The 22142-nt window shown below is 36.2% G+C and carries 23 protein-coding genes and 1 tRNA gene; 2 read left to right on the top strand and 22 right to left on the bottom strand.

Going from position 1 to position 22142, the window contains the following annotated elements:
• The first annotated feature begins 131 nt into the window (after positions 1-131).
• Positions 132-1496, top strand: coding sequence for an NCS2 family permease (locus tag QUE18_RS00855; protein ID WP_009204712.1), 1365 nt, complete (start codon positions 132-134; stop codon positions 1494-1496).
• 74 nt (positions 1497-1570) lie between these two features.
• On the opposite strand, the gene QUE18_RS00850 is transcribed toward QUE18_RS00855, so the two are convergent.
• The 13 genes from QUE18_RS00850 to QUE18_RS00795 form a co-directional block, all read right to left on the bottom strand.
• A complete protein-coding gene (locus QUE18_RS00850) occupies positions 1571-2485 on the bottom strand; it encodes a C40 family peptidase (protein ID WP_226796595.1) in 915 nt (304 codons plus the stop codon).
• A gap of 112 nt (positions 2486-2597) precedes the next feature.
• Positions 2598-3188: a GTP pyrophosphokinase gene (locus QUE18_RS00845; RefSeq protein ID WP_009204711.1), complete on the bottom strand. Its 591-nt coding sequence runs from the start codon at positions 3186-3188 to the stop codon at positions 2598-2600.
• 15 nt (positions 3189-3203) lie between these two features.
• Positions 3204-4280 (bottom strand): sensor histidine kinase, encoded by a 1077-nt coding sequence (locus QUE18_RS00840; RefSeq protein WP_331489789.1) that lies wholly within the window; start codon positions 4278-4280, stop codon positions 3204-3206.
• Positions 4249-4428, bottom strand: coding sequence for a hypothetical protein (locus tag QUE18_RS13670; protein ID WP_331489787.1), 180 nt, complete (start codon positions 4426-4428; stop codon positions 4249-4251). Before QUE18_RS13670 ends, QUE18_RS00840 begins: the two co-directional genes overlap by 32 nt.
• Positions 4425-4940 carry a response regulator transcription factor gene (locus QUE18_RS00835; RefSeq protein ID WP_330380050.1) on the bottom strand — a complete coding sequence of 172 codons (516 nt, stop codon included), beginning with the start codon at positions 4938-4940 and terminating at the stop codon, positions 4425-4427. Before QUE18_RS00835 ends, QUE18_RS13670 begins: the two co-directional genes overlap by 4 nt.
• 374 nt (positions 4941-5314) lie before the next feature.
• Positions 5315-5959 (bottom strand): hypothetical protein, encoded by a 645-nt coding sequence (locus QUE18_RS00830; protein ID WP_009204707.1) that lies wholly within the window; start codon positions 5957-5959, stop codon positions 5315-5317.
• 78 nt (positions 5960-6037) lie between these two features.
• The gene (locus QUE18_RS00825; protein ID WP_008392350.1) at positions 6038-6217 is read right to left on the bottom strand and encodes a hypothetical protein; all 180 of its coding nucleotides are present in this window, start codon (positions 6215-6217) and stop codon (positions 6038-6040) included.
• Between the two features lie 14 nt (positions 6218-6231).
• On the bottom strand, positions 6232-6354 hold the full coding sequence (locus tag QUE18_RS00820) for a hypothetical protein (protein ID WP_274602367.1): 123 nt from the start codon (positions 6352-6354) through the stop codon (positions 6232-6234).
• Between the two features lie 74 nt (positions 6355-6428).
• A tRNA-Gly gene (locus tag QUE18_RS00815) sits at positions 6429-6501 on the bottom strand.
• 72 nt (positions 6502-6573) lie between these two features.
• Positions 6574-8739: a PTS sugar transporter subunit IIABC gene (locus tag QUE18_RS00810; RefSeq protein ID WP_009204705.1), complete on the bottom strand. Its 2166-nt coding sequence runs from the start codon at positions 8737-8739 to the stop codon at positions 6574-6576.
• A gap of 1 nt (position 8740) precedes the next feature.
• Positions 8741-9796 (bottom strand): aldose epimerase family protein, encoded by a 1056-nt coding sequence (locus tag QUE18_RS00805; protein WP_015530623.1) that lies wholly within the window; start codon positions 9794-9796, stop codon positions 8741-8743.
• 13 nt (positions 9797-9809) lie between these two features.
• A complete protein-coding gene (locus tag QUE18_RS00800; RefSeq protein ID WP_009204704.1) occupies positions 9810-11198 on the bottom strand; it encodes a 6-phospho-beta-glucosidase in 1389 nt (462 codons plus the stop codon).
• Between the two features lie 152 nt (positions 11199-11350).
• Complete coding sequence (locus tag QUE18_RS00795) at positions 11351-12679, bottom strand: 6-phospho-alpha-glucosidase (protein WP_009204703.1); 1329 nt, start codon at positions 12677-12679, stop codon at positions 11351-11353.
• A 205-nt stretch (positions 12680-12884) separates the two neighbouring features.
• Here QUE18_RS00795 and QUE18_RS00790 point away from each other — a divergent pair, with 205 nt between their 5' ends.
• On the top strand, positions 12885-13736 hold the full coding sequence (locus QUE18_RS00790; RefSeq protein WP_055072888.1) for a MurR/RpiR family transcriptional regulator: 852 nt from the start codon (positions 12885-12887) through the stop codon (positions 13734-13736).
• Between the two features lie 7 nt (positions 13737-13743).
• Here the strand turns inward: QUE18_RS00790 and QUE18_RS00785 are convergent, their stop codons facing one another.
• The 9 genes from QUE18_RS00785 to QUE18_RS00740 all read right to left on the bottom strand — a co-directional run bounded on the left by QUE18_RS00785 (position 13744) and on the right by QUE18_RS00740 (position 22089).
• On the bottom strand, positions 13744-14610 hold the full coding sequence (locus tag QUE18_RS00785) for a MurR/RpiR family transcriptional regulator (protein ID WP_009204701.1): 867 nt from the start codon (positions 14608-14610) through the stop codon (positions 13744-13746).
• 20 nt (positions 14611-14630) lie between these two features.
• Complete coding sequence (gene moeB / locus QUE18_RS00780) at positions 14631-15791, bottom strand: molybdopterin-synthase adenylyltransferase MoeB (protein WP_009204700.1); 1161 nt, start codon at positions 15789-15791, stop codon at positions 14631-14633.
• Positions 15792-15807: 16 nt separating this feature from the next.
• On the bottom strand, positions 15808-16746 hold the full coding sequence (gene cysK / locus QUE18_RS00770) for a cysteine synthase A (RefSeq protein WP_009204699.1): 939 nt from the start codon (positions 16744-16746) through the stop codon (positions 15808-15810).
• A 187-nt stretch (positions 16747-16933) separates the two neighbouring features.
• On the bottom strand, positions 16934-17752 hold the full coding sequence (locus QUE18_RS00765; RefSeq protein WP_040344651.1) for a Cof-type HAD-IIB family hydrolase: 819 nt from the start codon (positions 17750-17752) through the stop codon (positions 16934-16936).
• 218 nt (positions 17753-17970) lie between these two features.
• On the bottom strand, positions 17971-19146 hold the full coding sequence (locus QUE18_RS00760) for a trans-sulfuration enzyme family protein (RefSeq protein WP_009204697.1): 1176 nt from the start codon (positions 19144-19146) through the stop codon (positions 17971-17973).
• 18 nt (positions 19147-19164) lie between these two features.
• Entirely contained in the window at positions 19165-19503 is a 339-nt protein-coding gene (locus QUE18_RS00755; RefSeq protein WP_009204696.1) for a branched-chain amino acid transporter permease, read from the bottom strand.
• Between the two features lie 17 nt (positions 19504-19520).
• Complete coding sequence (locus QUE18_RS00750; RefSeq protein ID WP_009204695.1) at positions 19521-20207, bottom strand: AzlC family ABC transporter permease; 687 nt, start codon at positions 20205-20207, stop codon at positions 19521-19523.
• Positions 20195-20950 (bottom strand): tRNA threonylcarbamoyladenosine dehydratase, encoded by a 756-nt coding sequence (locus QUE18_RS00745; RefSeq protein ID WP_009204694.1) that lies wholly within the window; start codon positions 20948-20950, stop codon positions 20195-20197. The genes QUE18_RS00750 and QUE18_RS00745 overlap by 13 nt, the downstream gene beginning before the upstream one ends.
• A 185-nt stretch (positions 20951-21135) precedes the next feature.
• Positions 21136-22089 (bottom strand): Rpn family recombination-promoting nuclease/putative transposase, encoded by a 954-nt coding sequence (locus QUE18_RS00740; protein ID WP_022091211.1) that lies wholly within the window; start codon positions 22087-22089, stop codon positions 21136-21138.
• Positions 22090-22142: the final 53 nt, after the last annotated feature.

The raw sequence follows: 22142 nt of genomic DNA, 5'->3' as shown, positions 1-22142 counted from the left end.
CCTTTTATTTTTGTCAGATTTTCCCGCCTTGCTTTTCATTTTTGCCTATAATATAATGATGTTTGTTACTTTTTTATAGATTTTCAATAAAGAAAGAGAGGAACGTATGTTTTTACATACGGAAAAAAACTATGTTGGAAAACTTATTTAAATTAAAGGAGAATCATACCTCCGTAAAAACTGAAGTCATTGCTGGTATTACTACATTTATGACAATGGCTTACATCCTTGCGGTAAACCCAAGTGTGCTTTCTGCAGCTGGCATGGACCCTACTGCTGTATTATTAGCTACATGTATCGCTTCCTTTATCGGAACTATATGCATGGGACTTACTGCGAACCTTCCATTCGTACTTTCCGCTGGTATGGGATTAAATGCTTATCTTGCCTATACCGTTGTTGGTGTGATGGGTTATCACTGGCAGGTTGCTTTACTTGCTGTATTCGTTGAAGGTATCATCTTCATCGTATTATCTTTGACCAATGTTCGTGAAGCGATCTTTGATGCGATCCCTTTGAATCTTAAGAAGGGAGTTTCTGTCGGAATCGGTATCTTTATTGCCTTTATCGGTCTTCAGAACGCAAAACTTGTTATTGGAAATAAATCTACATTGGTATCTATCACAAACTTTACAAAAGATTTCCATACTGCTGGAATCTGTTCTTTACTTGCAGTTATTGGATTATTGATCACAGTCATTCTTTATATTAAAAAAGTACCTGGATCTATCCTGATCGGAATCCTTGCTACATGGGTGATCGGAATGCTCTGCCAGATAACAGGAATCTATGTTCCTGATTTCAAAACAGGTTATTACAGCCTGTTCCCTACATTTGCAATGACAGATTTTTCAAAATTAGGAGAGACTTTCGGTAAATGTTTCCAGTATGACTTGGGCAAAGTCGGAATCTTTAATTTTATCGCCGTTGTATTATCTTTCTTATTTGTCGATCTGTTTGATACACTCGGAACTTTAGTCGGTGTCAGCACAAAAGCCGGAATGCTTAACGAGGAAGGTAAACTTCCTGGAATCAAACCTGCATTAATGGCAGACGCCGTTGCTACAACAGCTGGTGCGGTTCTTGGTACTTCTACTGTTACAACATTCGTTGAATCTTCTTCTGGTGTTGCTGCAGGTGGACGTACTGGTTTAACAGCTGTTGTTTCAGGATTCTTATTCCTGATCTCAACATTATTTGCACCGCTCTTTACAGCAATCCCATCATTTGCGACAGCCCCTGCGCTGATCATGGTTGGGTTCTTAATGTTTGGAGCAATCTCTGATATCAAATTTACAGATGACAATATGACAGAAGCCGTACCTGCTTACCTTTGCATCATTGCAATGCCATTATTCTATAGTATCTCTGAGGGAATCTCTATCGGGATCATCTCTTATGTGATCTTGAATGTAGTTTGTGGTAAAGCAAAGAAGATCACTCCTTTAATGTACGTACTTGCAGTATTATTCATCCTGAAATATGCCGTTTTATAAGTATAGAAAAACAGCCGTATCATGATCGATACGGCTGTTTTATTCTTATCTCATATTAAATTAAAATGCTTGTCCTACTGAACGATTCTTCTGACACCCCATACAGCTCTGTAATCAGCATTCCGCACATTGATTCCTGTGTCTTTGCTTCCTGCATGAATGATCTGGTTATCTCCAATGTAGATCGCTACATGTCCTACACCGTTCACTACCTGATAGCAGATCAGATCTCCTGGCTGCTTCTCATTCCATGATACTGCTGTTCCTTCATATCTCTGTGCTGTTGAACTGTGTGGCAGTGAATATCCAAAATGTTTATATACCTGCATCGTGAATCCAGAACAGTCAACTCCATTCGTAAGGCTTTCTCCACCCCATACATAAGGATTGCCTCTAAACTGCATTGCGTAGTCTACAACACTTTGTCCTGTTGCCGTTCCATAAACTTCCCATGTATCTTCTTCCGGTTTTGACTCAGATAGATACTGTGAACTTACATAACAATAAACTCCACTATATCTTACCGTTGTCCATCCAGACCGTTCTCCATAACAGGTGATCTGCGTACCTTTCTTGTATGATCCTGCCTTTGCTGCACTTGTCGACGCTTTCTTACGGATCGTCAAAGAACTTGCCGTTACATATCTTGTATATGTATCTGTTGTTATATTCGCTGCTTTCTGTGCTGTTACAACAACTGGTTTCTTCTTTGACAGATATCTTGTTGCGATATATCGATAATATCTTCCATATTTGATCTTCGTATAAGATCTTTTCTTCTTGTAGCAGCGAACCTTTGCTGCTTTCTTGTATGATCCAACGATCTTTCCCTTATTTGATGCTTTTTTACGAACCACTACGTTATTGGCTGTTACATATCTTGAATAGGAAGCATATACATCATGTGTATGTGAACTCATGGATAAGACCACCATACAACATATACTTACTACACAGGAAATGAGGATTCCAGTAGTCTTTCTCTTCATATTTCCTCCCTTTAGTTCCATTTTTTACCGACTACTTCTAGTTTACTACCTCATTTTTCATATGTAAACCATTTCGTAATATTTTTTTCATAAATTCTTATGAAAAATGTACCTATTTGCAACATTTTTCATCGTTTTGAATCAAATCTTTGATTGTCTGCATGAACAAGTCAATCGATGCGATCTCGTCCGCACATCGTTTTAATTCGGAGCGGATTATTATTTCGTCCTTAATATTTTTCTTATACTTCATCTGGTGTTCAAGATTTGCCCAGAAATCCAGCGCGATCGTGCGGATCTGAATCTCTGCATTTAAGCTCAGGTCATTCAGATGAATGATCATATGATAGCTTCGATATCCATTTGGCTTTGGATATGCAATGTAATCTTTGATGTTAACCACTTCTATATCATTCTGTAAAGTAATCCAATCTGATACTTTGTAAATATCATCTACAAATGATGTGATCACACGGATTCCTACTGCATCATTTACTTTTGAAACCGCATTTTCAGCATTTGGTTCTTCCCCCTTTTTCAAGAGTTTCTGCTTCATGCTTTCCGGACTTTTGATTCTAGAGCTGCAGTATGCGATCTTTTTCTTATTTTCGTTTGTTTCAAACTGGGTGATCAGATTCTTCAATTGTTCTTCTGCTTTTAATAAAACCGGATACTGTTCTTTATAAAACTCTTCGTATGTCATAAATCCTCCTGTTTTTCATATCTTTAAGATAACCGTGATCAAAAGAGAGTTCCCATCTTCACTTGATGCCACGATCTTCCCATGATGTGCTTCAACCACAGCTTTTGCGACCGATAAGCCAATGCCATAACCGCCGGTCTTGGAATTTCTTGATTCATCCGTTCTGTAAAACCGGTCAAATAAATGATCAATATTTTCTTTTGTCAGTGGCTGTGAGGTATTGTATATAGATAAAATAATATTTTTCCCTTTATGTGCAGCTGTCAGTCTGATCTGTCCCTGCTCGGTACAATATTTGACCGCGTTGTCCAGCAAAATGGAGATTAGCTGCCGGATTGTTTTTTCATCTCCTTTAAGTGACAACATCGGTTCAATATCTACCATAAAATTTTTTCCTTTGACCTTGGCAAGTCCTTGAAATGACTGAGCTTCTTCTGATATTACTTCCGAAAATGGGAATTCGATCATCGTTGTTTTTGTCTGTTTTTCTTCCATCCGTGACAAATAGATCAGATCATTTGTAAGACCTGCAAGCCGCTTTGTCTGTACCTGAATATCATCAAGCCATTCATTCTCTCCGTATTCCATCTCTAAGATCGATGTATCTGCATCAATGATCGTAAGCGGTGTCTTGATCTCATGTCCTGCATCTGTGATAAAGCGTTTTTGTTTTTCATAGCTTTCTGCCACTGGCTCAATTGCCCGTTTTGAAAGCAACACCACCAAAATAAAAACGGTGCTAACACCAAAAATAGAAACAAAAAAGCTAGTGACAAGAAAAGTCTGAAATGACATCATGGATTTTGTACAATCCAGAAAATATATTTTTACTCCGTTTGAAGTATTTTCTTTCATATATCTGTATTTTGAAATGAATCCACAGTTCTTGTTACTTCTATTGATTTTTTGTGCATATTTAATCGCTGTTTCTTCATCGATCGCTGAGATATTATCGGTATCCGCTTCACATATCTGTCTGTTATTGCTCAAAAATACAGAAAAATAGCGGGACTCAAAGGAAGTTTCTGGTGATATTCCATTTGTCTTTTTATGTTGAGATTTATAGAGATTTTTCTGGCAATTCTCCATCATTCTCTTTCAGGAAATCTAAGATCGTATCTGCATTATGACTCATCTCCCGATAATTCAGCAAATTGATCGATCCAAGAATCAGAAATAATACAATGATCGTTGATGTCATGGAAATCGCTATAAATTTTATTCGAAGTTTTCGGATCATCCTCCCACCTCCAAAATATATTCTGCGTGACTTGCCTCTGTAATCTGAAGATTTGCGTGGAGTGCTTCTAATTTCTTTCTAAGATAAGAAATGTACATCCATACAACGTTCGTCTGTACCTGTTTTTCATCTCCCCAGATTTTTTCCAACAGACGTTTGTGCGTGATACTGTGGCCCTGATTACATAAAAACATCTCCATCATCTGAAATTCCTTATTCGCAAGACGAAAACTTCCTGTTGGTGATGTCAGTTCAAAAGTCGCTCTGTTTAATGTGATATTTCCGACATACAAAATTGATTCTGTTTGTGTTGTCTGCGTTCTGATCATGGTACGGATTCTTGCCAACAATTCTTTTGCCGCAAATGGTTTTGTGAGATAATCATTCGCTCCAAGATCCAGTCCTTCTACTTTATCGTCAATCTCTGCTTTCGCTGTCAGCATCAGAATTGGAATCAGATTTTTCTTATCTCTGATGGTTTTTAATACTTCCTCGTAACTAACGCTCTTGATAATGATCTTTCATCTTCTGCAAGTAATAACCGCATTGTGGAATTCCTCCTTTTTTGCATACTTCTCTGATTTTTGATTTATTATAGATGGAAAATGTTATGAATTTGTGAGAAATGGAATTGTTCACAGAACTTTGACATTTTTATGTATCTATCACCGGAAAAAGGCATCCAAACTTAGAATTTATATGCTAAGCCTGAATGCCTTCTTCCTTATTATTTTACTTTTATTACTTTTCATGTCCGTTCTGGATAATATTTACTTTTCAAGATTCATCCGACCAATGCATCTTAGTCGGAAGGCTCATGATTCTGAGAGCCTATAAAAATATAAAGGGCAGAATTCTATCTTCTACCCCTTATATTTTTATATCATTATTTCATATCCTTACTAACAATAAAGACAATCCCTATTGGTATTTTCACTTTTCCTGTTGTAATTTTATCATCAAAAAATAAGTCTTTTTCATAAAGTTGAATACTATAGCTTTGATAAAAAATACATGCTTTGATATTTTTCTTATATCCATTTTTCACATTGACATATTGTGAGGCAGAAATAAGTACTTTATTTTTTGGATGAATATTTTCTTCAACAACTTTTTTTAAAATCCTCAGATTTTTATTATTATAATCTTTATTTACTTGGTATTCTATTGATAATTTTTCACGAAATTGCATGCCACCTTTCGGTGCCTCATACCAAGATGAATAACTTGGTTCTTGTAGTTCCTTTTTTTCATCTTTAACTTTAATATAATATTCTCCAAATCCAATATCTACAACATTTGATTTATCCGTTATTCTTTTATTTCCTATGATTTTTTTATCCAATGGAATATATCTAATGCTTTCAACGTTTGATACATCTTTTATATAGAAAGATAATAAGCTATTTTCCATATCTTTTGATTTTTTATCATTCGCAAATACATTTTCTGTCTTTCCACTTAATATCAACATACCTAATAAACATATAATTACAACTACATATTTTTTTATCTTGTTTTCTTTTATCATGATTTTTTCATATCCAATCGTATGTTATCAAGCAGAAAATATCTCAAATAAATTCTCTGCTTGATTAAAATCCTTTTATTATCTATTTTTTATAAACCTTCTAATATTTTCCTCACATCTATATCCTAAAACACAAAATAATAATGCTTGTATTCCTCTTCCTACTGCATTATTAATGTCTGGAGTTAGAACAATAAAAAATAAAATAAGATAACCAATTCCTATAATTAAATATCTATTATTTTTTTTATTTTTCAATTCATTTCACCTACCTAAAACAAAACAAATACAATTAATCTTGCTCCTATTCCAGCAAATGTTTTTGGAATTCCTACTTTTTGTAATGCATGCTGAATTGCGTCTGTAATTGTCCCTCTTCCATAACCATTACTCACATTGATATTATCTTCCTTTAATGAAAAAGTCCCGAAACCCACATAAATGCGTGGTTTCGAGACTTTTAACCGAAAGCGATAGACGGGGCTCGAACCCGCGGTCTCGACCTTGGCAAGGTCGCGCGTTACCAACTACGCCACTATCGCATATAATGACTGTCCCTTTTCAGAACAGTCATTATTTTACCTTATTCACAGTTTGTTGTCAATCATTTTTTACTAAAATTCCGCAACAACTGTTTTTCCTGCAACTGTTTTTTCTCCAGTTTTATAAGCTACTTTTGGCAGATTAGAATCTTCTAAGACAACAACCATAATATCTGGGCTATATCCTTCTTTCTTGATCAGATCGATATCAAACTCTACCAACTTATCTCCTGCCTTTACTTCTTGTCCACTCTTGACAAAAGCCTCAAATCCTTTTCCATCTAATTTGACTGTGTCAATTCCAATATGAATTAAAAGATTTAATCCTTCTTTTGTCTCGATTCCAATCGCATGTAAAGATGGTTTCATTAATGCTGTGATCTTTCCATCTGCTGGTGCAACAACGACACCTTTTTCTGGTTCGATTACAACACCATCTCCCATAGCACAAGTTGCAAATGCCTCATCTTTTGCCTGTGTCATTGCAAGAACTTTTCCTGTTGCTACCGCAACTAATTTACCATGTCTGATTTCTTTTTTCTCTTCTTCTTTGGAGGAAACTATGGGTGTTACCTCTTCTTCTTTGGAAGGATCTGTTCCATGCTGTGCATAATATTCCACATATTCTTCAAAATTACTCTTGATCACAGATACCTGTGGTCCATAAATAATCTGAATTCCTGTTCCTTTTTTGATGATTCCTTTGGAACCAGATTGTTTTAAGTACTGATCTGTCACCTTAGTTTCATCTGTTACTGTGATACGAAGTCTTGTAGCACAGCAGTCAATATCTTCAATATTTTTGATTCCACCAAGTCCTTTTAAGATCATAAAGGAAATTGGATCCTCTGGTGCGTCTGTATCTTCATTTGCTGCACCTTTTTTTGCCTGGTAATCAGCTTTTGTATATAATTTTACCTCTTCTTCGTCATCATCTCTACCTGGTGTTGGAAGATCAAATTTCTCAATGACAAATTTGAACACAAAGTAATATAATACTGCATAAACTGCAAATACTGGAAGGATCATCATCCAGTTACTCTTTGTCTGTCCCTGTAATACACCGTATAACATAAAGTCGATCAATCCACAAGAGAATGTTGTTCCGATACAGATCTTTAAGATATGCATTAATGCAAATGACAAACCTGCTAATCCACAATGTAAAATAAATAATCCTGGTGCAATAAATAAGAATGTAAATTCAATCGGTTCTGTAATTCCTGTAAGGAATGATGTTAATGCTGCTGAGAATAGTAATCCTCCAACAATTTTTCTTTTTTCTGGTTTTGCACAACGATACATTGCATAAGCTGCTCCAGGAAGTCCCGCCATCATGAAAGAATATTTTCCTGTCATGAATCTACATGCTTCTACTGCAAAATGTTTTGTATTTGGGTCTGCCAGCTGTGCAAAGAAGATATTCTGTGCACCTTCTACCATCTTTCCAGCAACTTCCATTGTTCCTCCAAGAGATGTCTGCCAGAATGGTAAATAAAATACATGATGTAATCCGAATGGAATTAATGCTCTCTCTAAGAATCCAAAGATTGCTGTTCCAAAATATCCAGAATGCATAACCAGATTACCAAGTGCAAAGATTCCACTCTGAATCGTTGGCCATACAAAGAAGCAGATAATACCTACACCGATATGTGCGATTACACTAATAATTGGCACAAAACGTACTCCTGAGAAAAATGCTAATGCTGCTGGTAATTGCTGTTTATAAAAGCGATTATGTAATGCTGCTGTTACAAGTCCTACGATAACTCCAGCAAATACTCCCATCTGAAGAGAATCAATACCACAGACACTCGTGATCTGTCCGTTTAAGACACTCTTTGCATATGTTCCGTCCGCTAAAATCTTTCCTGATAATTTTAACATCGCATTAATTGTTGAATTCATTACAAAGAATGAAATACCTGCAGAAAGTACTGCGACTGCTTTTTCATTTTTTGCCATTCCTAATGCTACTGCTAATGCAAAGATCAATGGTAAATTTCCAAAGATTGTATTACCGACCTGTGACATGATCGTTAAAAGCGCATTCAGGATAGTTCCCTCTCCCATGATTCCTTGTAAATGATACGCTGCGATCGTATCAGCATTAGTAAATGAAGATCCCAGTCCTAGTAAGATACCTGCAATTGGTAACACAGATACTGGAAGAAAAAATGATTTTCCGATCTGTTGTACTACCGCAAATGCTGAACTTTTCTTTTTCTTTGCCATTTTAATCCTCCTTTGTGACAAATTGATACATGGTTACTGTCTGATACACTTCTCCTGCGTCAAATACTGGTGCATCAAACTCTTTTGTGTTAATACTGTTTGGGAAATAATGTGGTTCCATGCAAAATCCACATCCTTTTCCATAGATCACTCCCCCTTTCCCTTTTGTTGATTTCATTGTATTTCCAGTGTAAAACTGTAATCCTGGAAGATCTGAATAAACTTCCATTTTAATACCCTGTTCTTCGTCCAATGCTTCCGCCATTTTTCGGAAACCACAATCTTTATTCCGAATTACAAAATTATGATCATATCCTTTGCCTTTTTCTAGTTGTTCATCTTCGGCATATAGATCATTCTTGATCTTTTTCCATTCACGAAAATCCATCGGTGTATGTTCTACTTTTCTGATTTCTCCTGTTGGGATCGTATCTTCATTGATCGGTGTAAATTCATCTGCATAAATCCTTACTTTTGTATTTTCGATCGTTCCGCTTTTATGTCCACCCAAGTTAAAGTAATTATGATTTGTCAGATTGATCAGCGTTTTCTTATCGCTGACTGCATGATAGGAAACGATCAATCCATTTGTTTCCGTTACCGTATAAATGATATTTGTTACCAATGTTCCCGGAAATCCTTGTTCCCCATCTGGACTTACATAAGTAAACTTCACTGCATGATCATCAATGATCTCACTATCCCATAAGACTTTGTGAAATCCATGTTCTTTGTCACTGTGAATGTTATGTTTTCCACGATTTTTTGCTACATGATACTCTTTCCCATCAATTTCGAATCTGGCATTTGAGATACGGTTTACATTCCGTCCGACAGTCGCTCCAAACATAATTCCATTCTCAAAATATTCTTCCAAGGTGTCATATCCAAGAGCTACATCTTTGATGTTTCCCTCCTTGTTTTTTACAAGGAGAGAAACAATATTTACACCAAAATCAGTAACTTTGACTGCAAATCCATTTTGATTTTCAATCGTGTATAGAAATGCTTCTCTTTTATCTTCTAAAAAGCCAAAACTTTCTTTTGTTACACCCATATCAGCCTCCTGCTTAGTGTCCATGTTCCATTAAGTCCATAACAACAGGATCTGTAGAATGAACTCCTTTTGCTTTAAGTTCTTCAATCTTTTCTTTAAACTGTGGCAGATATTTTGCATGTGCAACTAACAGTTCATCTAAAACTTTTGTTGTATTTTCATTATTTTCTACTAATGGATTTAATACGAATGCTTCTAATGCTTTTCCGTAATCTCCTGTCAATGCCGCTTCAATTGTACATTCTTCCATTGCTTTCATCATCTGAAGCCATCCTTTTTCTGCTGATGGAAGCTTTCCAAATGCCATTGGCTGTGCTCCTGTCGCTGAAATGATACTTGATACTTCCACGATAGAGTCATCATCTAAGCATGAAATTGCTCCATTGTTTTGTGTACTTACTACCATATGGATCTTCTTATTTGCATAAATTGCACGGATACATTCGCAAGCTGCATCACTGTAATATGCTCCTCCACGTTTTCCAAGTTGTTCTGGTTTTTCATGAAGTTCTGCATTTTTATAAATTTCAAACAACTCATGTTCTACCTGTTTCATTTGCTCTGCTCTAGTACCACCTTCATTGAATTCTTCAATCGCATGCTCAAGCATTGCTTGTTTCATGTAGTAATATCTGTGGTATCCACAAGGCACCATATTCATGCTGTGAAGTAATTCCAATGGAAATTCAGCTTGATAGATATTGGCTGGTGTTCCACCACCTTTTTCATTGATATGATCGATCAAAATTGGTGTCATATCATTTCCATTTTCATCAAATACTTTGTGCCAATGGAAATGGTTGATTCCTGCATATCTGTAATTTAACTGGTTGATATTTTTTCCAAGAATCTCTGGTTCTGCCATCATTGCAATCGTTGGCACATTGCAGAGTCCGATACATTTTTTCCATCCAAAGTGTTTGATCACTGCTTCTGTTACCATTCCGCTTGGATTTGTGAAATTGATCAACCATGCATCTGGACATAACTCTTTCATATCTTCTACAATCTGTCCGATCACTGGAATTGTTCGAAATGCTTTAAACATTCCTCCTGCTCCGTTTGTTTCCTGTCCAAGCATTCCATATAGTGAAGGAATTCTTTCGTCCTTAATTCTGGCATCCAAAAGTCCTACTCGAAATTGTGTTGTAACAAAGTCGGCATCTTTTAATGCTTCTCTTCTGTTTAATGTTGTATAAACTTTTACATCATATGGAGATGCATCCCACATTCTCTGTGCCAGCGCCCCCACGATCTCTACTTTTTCTTTTCCATCTTCAATATCGACTAGCCAGATTTCTTTGATTGGAAGTTCCTCGTATCGCTTGATAAAACCTTCCATCAGTTCCGGTGTATAACTGCTTCCTCCACCAATCGTTACGATTTTTACTGCACCTTTCATCGTTCTATGCCTCCTCAAAATATCTTTGTTTCCTTTGTTCTATTCACATGATACAGAGCTGGCTTCTTTTGTACAATGGATTTTCCTGATGTGGATATTTTTTCCCTGAAAAAGTTTCAGGATTATGAAACCCTCTGAAACTTTTTGAAACTTTATTTCAATTCCGGCCAGTATTCTTTGTTTTCTTCGATCATTTCATCTAAAATTTCTTTTGCCACATTGGCAGATGGAATTGTGCGGTTTAAAGTAAATGCCTGCAATGCTTTTTTATATGATCCTTCGATCACCGCTTCTACTACCAATCCTTCACAAGCATCCTGTTGTTCAATTAACCCTTTATAAAATCTAGGAATTTCTCCAACTCTTACTGGTTCTGGCCCGTCTTTTGTAATATATGCAGGGATTTCAACCATGGCATCGTCTGGGAGATTCTTGACTGCTCCGTCATTTTTTACGATGACAAGCTGTCTGCTTCTCGTGTCATATGCAAGTGCTTTTACTACTTCCACAATAAATTTTCCATGAACTCCTACATAAAACTGTGTCAGGTCGATCTTCTCTCCCTGTTCTAGTTTTTTGACTGCTTCACGGATCTTTGTTTCTCTTCCATGAATAACCTGCATTCCTCTTGTATTATTGATATCCATATAATCTACAATGTCATCTCCAAGAAGGTAATATTGCCAGTATGTATTAGGCAGATAATCTGGAAAATAATTGACGATCTTCTTTGCGTTCGTAAACGTATGCAGCCAGTCTGGATCCTTTACCAGTGCATCTTCATAACTAGCCTTTGATACATAGCCATATTCTGCTACATGTTTCTTCAATTTTTCTGTGACATCTTCACCATTACACTGTACTTTTGTAAACCATCCATAATGATTCAATCCAAAATAATCCACTTCCAGATTGCTAAGATCTGTGTCTAGGATTTCTGCCATTCTTGCTTCTACCTCAACTGGCATATCACAGATATTTAAAATTCTTGCATTTGGACGTAATGTCTGTGTTGCCTTAGCAACAATCGCAGCTGGATTTGAATAATTAACGATCCAATAAGTTTTTGATGCATATTTCTCACAAACATCGATCAGATGTACCATTGGTCCGATCGTTCTCATTCCATATGCCATTCCCCCGGCTCCACATGTTTCCTGTCCAATGCATCCATGTTTTAATGAAATCTGTTCATCTTTTACTCGCATTTTTAGTCCACCGACTCGCATCTGTGCCATAATAAAGTCTGCATCTGTAAATGCCTCTTCTTCATCCGTACTAATTTTCAATTCCAAAGAAGGTCTTAAATCTTTTACAACTTCTTTTACGATCAGTGACACTTTTTCTTGTCGTTCCTGATCAATATCATATAACCATAATTCTTTGATTTTTAATTCTTCCTCTTCCAAAAGATTTTTTACAATCCCTGCGGTATAAGTACTTCCACCACCACATATCACAATCTTAAATTCTTTTTTCATTGATTTTTTCCTCCATATCCGTCATATTATTTCATGTGCCCTGATTATATTTCTTGAAAATTTCAGGCTCAATAGTTCACGCTATTTTTGGAACATCACAACTATTTCATGGACAATCTGCATAAATTTATTCCGGTTATTTGTGCAAATTCACAATAAAAAAAGAAATATTTGAAAACTATACTTTTTTAGGAGAATGATTGATATGATACTAGAACAAATTAAAAATCCTGATTTTTTTAATAATTCTGAACAGAATATGATTTATTTTTTACAAAACAATTTAAACTCTTTTGATCAAGTCACTTTAAACAAAATGGCAAAAGAATCCTTTTCTTCGACTTCTTCTGTTTTACGTTTTTGTAAAAAATTAGGATTTGATGGATTTAAAGATTTCAAATTACAACTGATCCGAGAAGCATCTATTTCTGGTCAGGATCTTAATTTTAATCTACCTTTTTCTCCAGATGATTCTGTTGAAGATATCGGTCTTCATTTATCTGAAATTCTTGCAAATGGAATTAAAAAAACACGGAATCTGTTAGATCCCGTGCAATTAGAAATGACTGCTTATAATATAAAAAAGAGCCACCGTGTATTCCTGTTTGGAAAAGGTGACTCCAGAATTTCTCTTGAGAATTTTAAAAATAAAATGATCAAATTAAATGAATATTTTATTATTGGTGATGAATATCAGAATAATTTTTATACAGTCGGCAATATTACCTCTAATGACCTTGTGATCTTCTGTACTTATAGTGCTATGCATCATGATTACAATTCTTATCTTCCAGTTTTAAAAGATCATAACGTTCCGATCATTACGGTTACAAGTAATATTCATTCCAAACTGGCTGTGAATTCTGATATTGTATTACAACTTCCTGATGATGAATCCTTTGATGAAAAAGTTGCCAGTTTTGCCTCTCAAACAAATATGGATTTTATTTTTGATTACATCTATTCTATCATTTTCCAGAAAAATTATATGGAGAATTATCATTCGAAACATGCTAAAGATGTATATACAAATTCCATGATCTATAACAAACTATAATTTAGTATCATTCATCCTGAATATCTCGATCATCCATAAATCCTATGGATTCTTTGAGATATTCAATATTCTTTTCACGGTCCATATTGTAAATACAGCCAAAAACAACATCCATCATATACTGCATCGCAATATGAGATGAGAACTGAGAGATACGATCTCGTAAGTTTTCTCTGCTGCTGATCGTTAATGCACCGGCAACATACTGTGGATATAAATTCCCACCTGCTTTCCCAACATACACAACAGGCACCTTCTTTTGATGCAGCACCTTTAAAATTGGCTTTACAAAGGTTGCTTTTCCAGAATATGAGAGAATGATCGCTGCATGTTTCGGATTACTTGCTAATGCTGTCAGTCTTTGTTTATAAAATCCATGTGGACATTCTACACTACTTTTGCCTGCTGTTAACATCTTATCCTGAAAATTTTCTGCAACATTCATGTTATGTGAATGGGTATAAATGTCTATAACTTCCGCTTTATGTAATAATTGTGCCACTTTATGCAATTCTATAAAATCCATATAATCATAGGTATCATAGATTGCTGTTTCATATAACTTACTCAGTTTCTTTGCGATCATCTGTGGTCCATCTTTTCGTTCAAATGGATAATTTACATCGATCATCTCAATATCTGATTTCATTTCTGAGATATCTTTTGCCAATATGACTTTCAATTCATTGAATCCTTTTAACCCAATCTTTTTGCAAAATCGATGAATGGCTGATTTTGACACAAATGTTTTTTCTGCTAATTCAATAACCGACATATCTAAGATATCTTCTTGATTTTTTAATATATAATATCCGATTTCTGTCTCAATTGGTGTTAATCCGTTTGATAATTCAATCATATTTTTTAATGTCATACATGACCTCTCTTTATCTTTTATTTTACAGGACAAGCGACCCCGACATATTCCATCCGATTTTCTTTCACACTTTTAATATCCGCATGCTCACCACAAACACGACAATTCTTATTCTTTGATGGGAATTTAACAACTCTTGTATTCATCGTTAATCCATCCATCACAAGCATCTTGCCTGTCAGCAATTCCCCGATTCCTAACAGATACTTGATCGCTTCTAATGCCTGAATACATCCAATGATTCCTGCGACTGCACCAATGATCCCTGCCTGACTGCAGTTTGGCACAGAACCGCTTTCTGGTATCTCCTCAAAAATACATCTGTAACATGGCTGGTCTTCTTCTGGAACATAGGTCATAACCTGACCCTGAAACTGCAAGATTCCTGCATGACAAAATGGTTTCTTTAACAACACACATGTATCATTGATCAGGAACTTTGTCTCAAAGTTATCCACAGCATCAATGATAAAATCGTATTCTTTGAACAATTCTTCTGCGTTATCCGCATATAAATATTCTGGATAGGTGTTTACCTTGATATGCTCATTTAATTCAAGCATTGATTTCTTTGCTGATTCTGCCTTATTTGTTCCTTCTCTTTTGCTTGTGTGAATGATCTGTCTCTGTAAGTTTGACACGCTGACATCATCTGCATCCACAATTCCGATCGTTCCAACACCTGCTCCTGCAAGATATAAAGCCGCTGGTGCACCTAAGCCGCCAGCTCCGATGATCAGAACTTTTGATTTCTTTAATTTCTTTTGTCCGTCACTTCCTACCTGTGGCAGGATGATCTGACGATCATATCGTTTAACCTCGTCTGGTGTTAATTCTTCTGTAGACGAAAACAGATGCAGTCCGTCCTTTGAAACGTCCTGCATCTGTTCTTTTTGGGATGTCACATGTAATAACCATTCTCGGTAACCGCCGGATAAGTTCAAAGCTTCATACCCTTCTTGTCTTAACTGTTCGGCAATTGGGGCGCTTTTCTCTCCATAGTTGCAATATACGATCAGCCTCTTATCCTTTGGAAGTTCCTCGATGTGAGAGAAATCACCAGCCCATTCGTAAGCCTTCGGTATATGTCCATGCTGGTATGCGATCTCACCTCTTACATCTAGGTAGATATAATCATCATCGGACAGTAATTCTACTTGCTGTACCGTGATTTCCATATTCTTTCCTCTTATTCTAGTCTTCAGCGAATAATGCTGTAGATAAGTATCTGTCTCCTGAATCTGGAAGTAATGCTACAATTGTCTTTCCTTTGTTCTCTGGTCTCTCTGCAAGGATCGTAGCTGCTTTTAATGCTGCTCCTGAAGAAATACCAACTAAGATTCCTTCGCTGTGTGCGAATGCTCTTCCTTCTGTAAATGCATCTTCATTCTCGATTGTGATAACTTCATCATAAATCTTTGTATTCAGTGTGTCAGGTACGAATCCAGCACCGATTCCCTGAATCTTATGTGCTCCAGCTGTTCCTTTTGATAATACTGGAGATGTTGCAGGTTCAACTGCTACTATTTTAACATCTGGGTTCTGTTCTTTCAAGTATTCACCAACACCTGTTAATGTTCCTCCTGTACCAACACCTGCTACGAAGATGTCTACTTTACCGTCTGTCTGATTCCAGATCTCTGGTCCTGTTGTTGCTTTGTGTACAGCTGGGTTTGCTGGGTTTACGAACTGTCCTAAGATGACTGCTCCGTCAATCTCTTTTGCAAGTTCATCGGCTTTGGCGATAGCACCTTTCATTCCTTTGGCACCTTCTGTTAATACTAATTCAGCACCATAGGCTTTTAATAAGTTTCTTCTTTCAACACTCATTGTGTCAGGCAGTGTAAGGATCGCTCTGTATCCTTTTGCTGTTGCAACTGCTGCAAGACCGATTCCTGTGTTACCACTTGTTGGTTCGATGATCGTTGATCCTGGTTTTAACTGACCTTTCTTCTCTGCATCTTCGATCATTGCCAATGCGATACGGTCTTTGACAGATCCTGCTGGATTTAAGTACTCAAGTTTTGTAAGGATCGTTGCGTCTTTCACTCCTGCTTTGTCTGCATATCTATCTGCTTTAAGAAGTGGTGTTCCTCCGATTAATTCTAATGCGCTTGCTGTAATCTTACTCATAATTCTAAACCTCCATAAAAAGTTGTTGTTTTTATTCCGTTTTATTTCCTATTTTTCTACTAGGTTTTCTATGTTTTAGATTATACAACCACATATCTTTATTGTCAACATCTTTTGCATTATTTCTGTTATAGGTTTTTCTTTTGATTTGCTATAAGTTCTCTTTATATTTTTAATCCACAGATTCTTATGATCTGGAGATCAAATGTTCTTGCAGAAACACTCCAATTCCATCGTGATCATTGTCTTTGGTAATATGATCTGCAACACTTTTTGTTTTTTCACTTCCATTTGCCATGACGACTCCGACTCCTGCATGCAAGGTCATATCATAATCATTATCTGCATCTCCAAATGTGCAGAGATTTTCCATCGTAAATCCATGCATCTCCATCAGTTTTTGTAATCCAAAGGATTTTGAGATTCTAGGATCCATAAATTCAAACAGGTGTTGCGTCGTTTGAAGACTTGCACATTTGAAACGTTCATTTTTAAAGGTTTTTGCTCTCTCAATAACTGCCGGCATAGTTTCTGGTTTGCAAACAATAAGAAGTTTTAAACGATCTTCTTTTAAATACTCGTCAAAATCAATGACTTCATATGGAAGCTGATCACCTTTAGATAAAATTTTAATAAGTTCATCTTCTTTCGGAGTATACAAAACTCCATCCCCATGAATTGCAAAATTCACATCCATATCTTTATAGTGCTCCATGATATTTGCGATCAGGTTTCCTGGAAGGGCAAAATTTTCTTCATAATAATCGGTTTTGTAATCATAAATCTCACCTCCGTTGCTTCCAACGACCATATCAACAAGCCCGCCAATTCCCCATTTTCCAAACAACCTTTTTACACTTGGAACATCTCTTCCTGTTGATATTCCAAACAAGATTCCTTGTTCTCGAACTTTCTTTATCGCATCAATTGTTTTGGTGGTAACGATTCCCTTGCTATTTAACAGTGTTCCATCAATATCACACATTATAACTTTTATATTCTTCATAACGTTTCTCCCTTGATTTTGTTCATAAATATTATTTTCTACCAATTTAACATATTCTTTCAAACTAAATAAGTCCCAGAACAAAACTTTGTACTTTTTCTGGGACTTATGAATTTTATATATTTAGAAATCAGATAACAATTATTTTAATTGTAACATCGCACCTCCAAATTTTTGAATCTTCTGCATCATTTTTCAAATCACTCCTTTTCAAAAGTTTATTCACCTCGTACTTCTGCAAATACCTCTTCCAGTTCATTTAATAAATCTTTGACATTCTCAATTCCGACAGACATTCTTAACACACAATCCGTGATCCCGTTTTGTTTGCGGATATGTTCTGGAACGTCTGCATGTGTCTGTGTCATTGGATATGTGATCAGTGTTTCCACCCCACCAAGACTTTCTGCATATTTGATCATTCTTACTTTTTCAAGGATATTGATCGCATATTCTTTCTTCGTAAGTTCAAATGTAAGCATTGCTCCAAATCCTCTTGCCTGTTTTTTCATGATCTCGTATCCTGGATGTTCTTTGAATCCTGGATAAACAACTTTCTTTACGATATCCTGTTCTTTTAACCATTTTGCGATCTCGATCGCATTTTCCTGTGCACGGTCCATACGGACTCCTAAAGTTTTGATCCCTCTCTGGATCAGGAAACAGTCAAATGGTGCTAATCCGGCTCCTGTTGTCTTGATCAGGAAGCGAAATCTTTCGCTGATATCTTCTCTGTTTGTAACTAAGAATCCAGCCAGTGTATCGTTATGACCTCCAAGGTATTTTGTTCCGCTGTGTACAACAATATCTGCTCCGAGATCTAATGGATTCTGGAAATATGGAGATAAAAATGTATTGTCAACAATTAGAAGGATGTTATGTTTCTTTGTGATCTCAGCTAATGCTTTGATATCTGTGACATTCATCATTGGGTTGGTTGGTGTCTCGATATAAACTGCTTTTGTGTTTTCTCTGATATATGCTGCAACATTTTCCTTGTGACAGTCCACACTGGAAAATTCGATTCCGTTTTTCTCAGATACGTGATTAAATAGACGGATGCTGCCACCATACAAATCTGCATCCACGATCAGATGATCGCCCGGTTTGAATAATTCCATCATCAACGTGATCGCTGCCATTCCTGAGGAAAATGCCAATGCATCGATTCCATTTTCCAGAGAAGCCACTGTTTTCTCCAGATGTTCTCTCGTTGGATTCTGCAGACGGCTGTAATCATAACCTGTGCTTTGTCCGACTCCTGGATGTGCGTATGTTGCTGACTGATAGATTGGGTAACTGATCGCACCATAGTGGTTGATCGAATTTTCTTCCTCTTCTAAATGAATACATTTTGTCTCTATTTCTCTTGCCATATATATCTCCTGTTTCATCCTATGTTTTATTCTATCTCAAATCTGTTCTATCCAAAAAAAATGTAAGAACAGCATATAACTCACTGTTCCAAGTAAAATGCTGATCAGCGTATTATGTTTCCATTTGTAACTGACTGCAGTAATTGCTGCTGCGATCAGTTTCCATAAGCCATCTGCCATAAAGTCATCTCCGACATCTTTCAGGCAATACACGATCAGTACTGCCATGATCGAAGATGGCAACACCATTCCTAATCGTTTGATCTGATCTGGAAGCTCTTTTCCTTCCTGAAATACAAGAAAAGGGAGGGCTCGAAGTGCAAATGTAATCACGGCGGAAACGAAAATCGCGATCAATGCCATTTTTGTGTTCATTATTTTCCCCTTTCTGTCTAAACTTCCTGTTGTTCACTATTCCAAAAGATTAAAACTCCTGAAACGATCACCAATGCTGGCAGCATAAATGCGGTCTGTCCAAAGATCAGTAATGCGATAATTGCGATCAGAATTCCTGTGACCGCTGGAAAATGCTTGTCCGCTTTCTCCCATTGATCGATAAAAATGATGATAAACAATGCAGTCATACAAAAATCGATTCCTTTAAGTTCAAACGGAATCAACTGCCCGATCAGACCGCCCATCACTGCTCCAAACATCCAGTAACATCTGCTGAAGAATGCAACGAGAAACATCTCTTTTCTGCTGTTTTCATCTTTGTCTTCGATTGTGCAGTTTACTGCATATGTCTCATCTGTCATCGTATGGATCATATAAAGTTTCTTTCTTCCCATCTTGCGGAATGTCTCCAAAAATGAAAGGCTGTAGAAACTCTGTCTGCTGTTCATCAACAAAGCTGTCACTGCGATCGTGACGATGGATGCCCCACTGCTTAAAAATGTAATCAGGACAAACTGAAAAGCTCCTGTATACACGGTAAGGCTTGTAAGAAGCGAATAATACCACGCAAATCCTGCATTCTCCATCATCATTCCATATGCCATACTGACAAATATATAGCTGCACATGATCGGTATGGATTTCATAAATGCTTGTTTTGTTACACTTTTTACGCCTTGCATAAATCCTTCACTACTTCCCCTGCGATGATCAGTCCTGCGACAGATGGTACAAATGCTGTACTGCCTGGAATCGCTCTTTTTTCTGTACATTTGTGCTGTGCTCCTGGAGGGCAGATACAGTTTGTTCTGCAGCTGTTTGCCATATCATCTTTTGGTTTGATCGGCATTTCTTCTGAATATACAACTTTTAATTTCTTAACTCTTCTCTTCTTTAACTCTCTTCGCATAACCTTTGCAAGAGGACATACTTTTGTCTTATAGATATCTGCCACTTTAAACTGGCTTGGATCTAATTTATTTCCAGCTCCCATACTGCTGATGATCGGTACATTCTTTTCCTTTGCTGCCATAACTAATGAGATCTTTGCTGTCACTGTGTCAACGGCATCAACGATGTAGTCATATTCCTCAAATGGAAATTCATCGGCATTCTCTGGTAAGAAGAAACATTTATGAACGTTGACTTTCGCATCTGGGTTGATCTCTAAAATACGGTCTCTCATCACTTCTACTTTGTATTTTCCGATTGTTTTTCTTGTTGCGATGATCTGGCGGTTTAGGTTTGTTAAGCAGACTTTATCATCGTCAACAAGGTCGAATTCACCGACACCGCTTCGTACTAAGGCTTCGCATACATATCCACCAACACCACCGATTCCAAAGACAGCAACTCTGCTGCCAGCTAATTTATCGAGTGCTTCTTTTCCAAGTAATAGTTCTGTTCTTGAAAACTGATTTAACATTTCTTTCTCCTTTTATTTAGAATAAAAAAGCGGATGCTTAGCATTTCTATTCTTGTTATGCTGCGCTTCCGCTGGTATTTTTGTATTTCCTACTATTTCTATTGGTTTTATTATATGCAAACGATGATTGGATGTCAAGACTGGTGTTGTTATTTTTATGTGTCAACAAACGATTGTTAAACTCCTTACAAATTCAACATTTTGTAGATTTCTTCTTTCTCTGCCTCTGGATTCTCTTTTATTAATGTATAAATAGGTTCAATTACTATCGTATCTTCTTCTGATTCTTCTGCAATCTGTGGCAAAGTTTTATTTTTCAAAATTTTCTTTTGAACTAATGAAATTAATTTTAATATTTCTCCTTCCTTACGTCCAATCCTCTGTGCACTTTGTATCTGACTTGCTCTGTCACTCTCTGCCATCTCTTCTCTCAGATACAAATATCTTTCCCTCTCATCCTGACTGATCTTTATCATCTCTTCCAGCGCCCTTTCCATATACTTATTACCTTTTGATTCCTGTTCCAATTCTTCCCATGTCTGTGCAGCTATCAACTTTGCCCATCGATATAATGGTTTTTTCTTTTGTTTCTCTTTTACGTACTTTAGTTTCTTCAATTCTATCATATGAAATTGAAATTTTCTACTATATATCTCTTTGGTTTTTTCATCCATCAGACTAAATTTATGGTAATAATTCGGACTTATCATTTGATTAAAATTTAAAATACCAACATGAATACATGGTGGAATTTCTCCATAAGGATGTCCTTTTTTTAATCCATCTGTAAACATTCGACAATTATAAAAAAGGCTTCTCTCTGTCCAATCATCTTGATAGGTGTTTTGCATTTCAATGTTAATCTTTCTGTTTTGATTTAAAATCAATTTGATGTCCAGAATTCCTTCTTTTTCTTCATCATTTTCTCCCAGTGTAAATGGATCTGTAATTTCAATTTTTTTGATTTCATATTCTTTTAAATCCAGCAATGCCATTGGAAATCCTTTTACAATTTTAGTATTTTTAAATATTTTTTGAAATGCATAATTGTTTGTTAGTTTTACTGTTATTTTTTCATCACTAATCGCTCTGATCTTTAATTGTTCATCATTGATTTTATTTTTTAGCTTTTCTGTCATATGTATCTCCTTATGTTTCTTTTATTTACATGGATTTATTTTACATTATTATA

This window comes from Anaerostipes hadrus ATCC 29173 = JCM 17467, from assembly GCF_030296915.1.
Taxonomy (GTDB): Bacteria; Bacillota; Clostridia; order Lachnospirales; family Lachnospiraceae; genus Anaerostipes; species Anaerostipes hadrus.
Note: the sequence above shows the minus strand (reverse complement) of the source record. Positions and strands in the feature narration are given on the sequence as shown.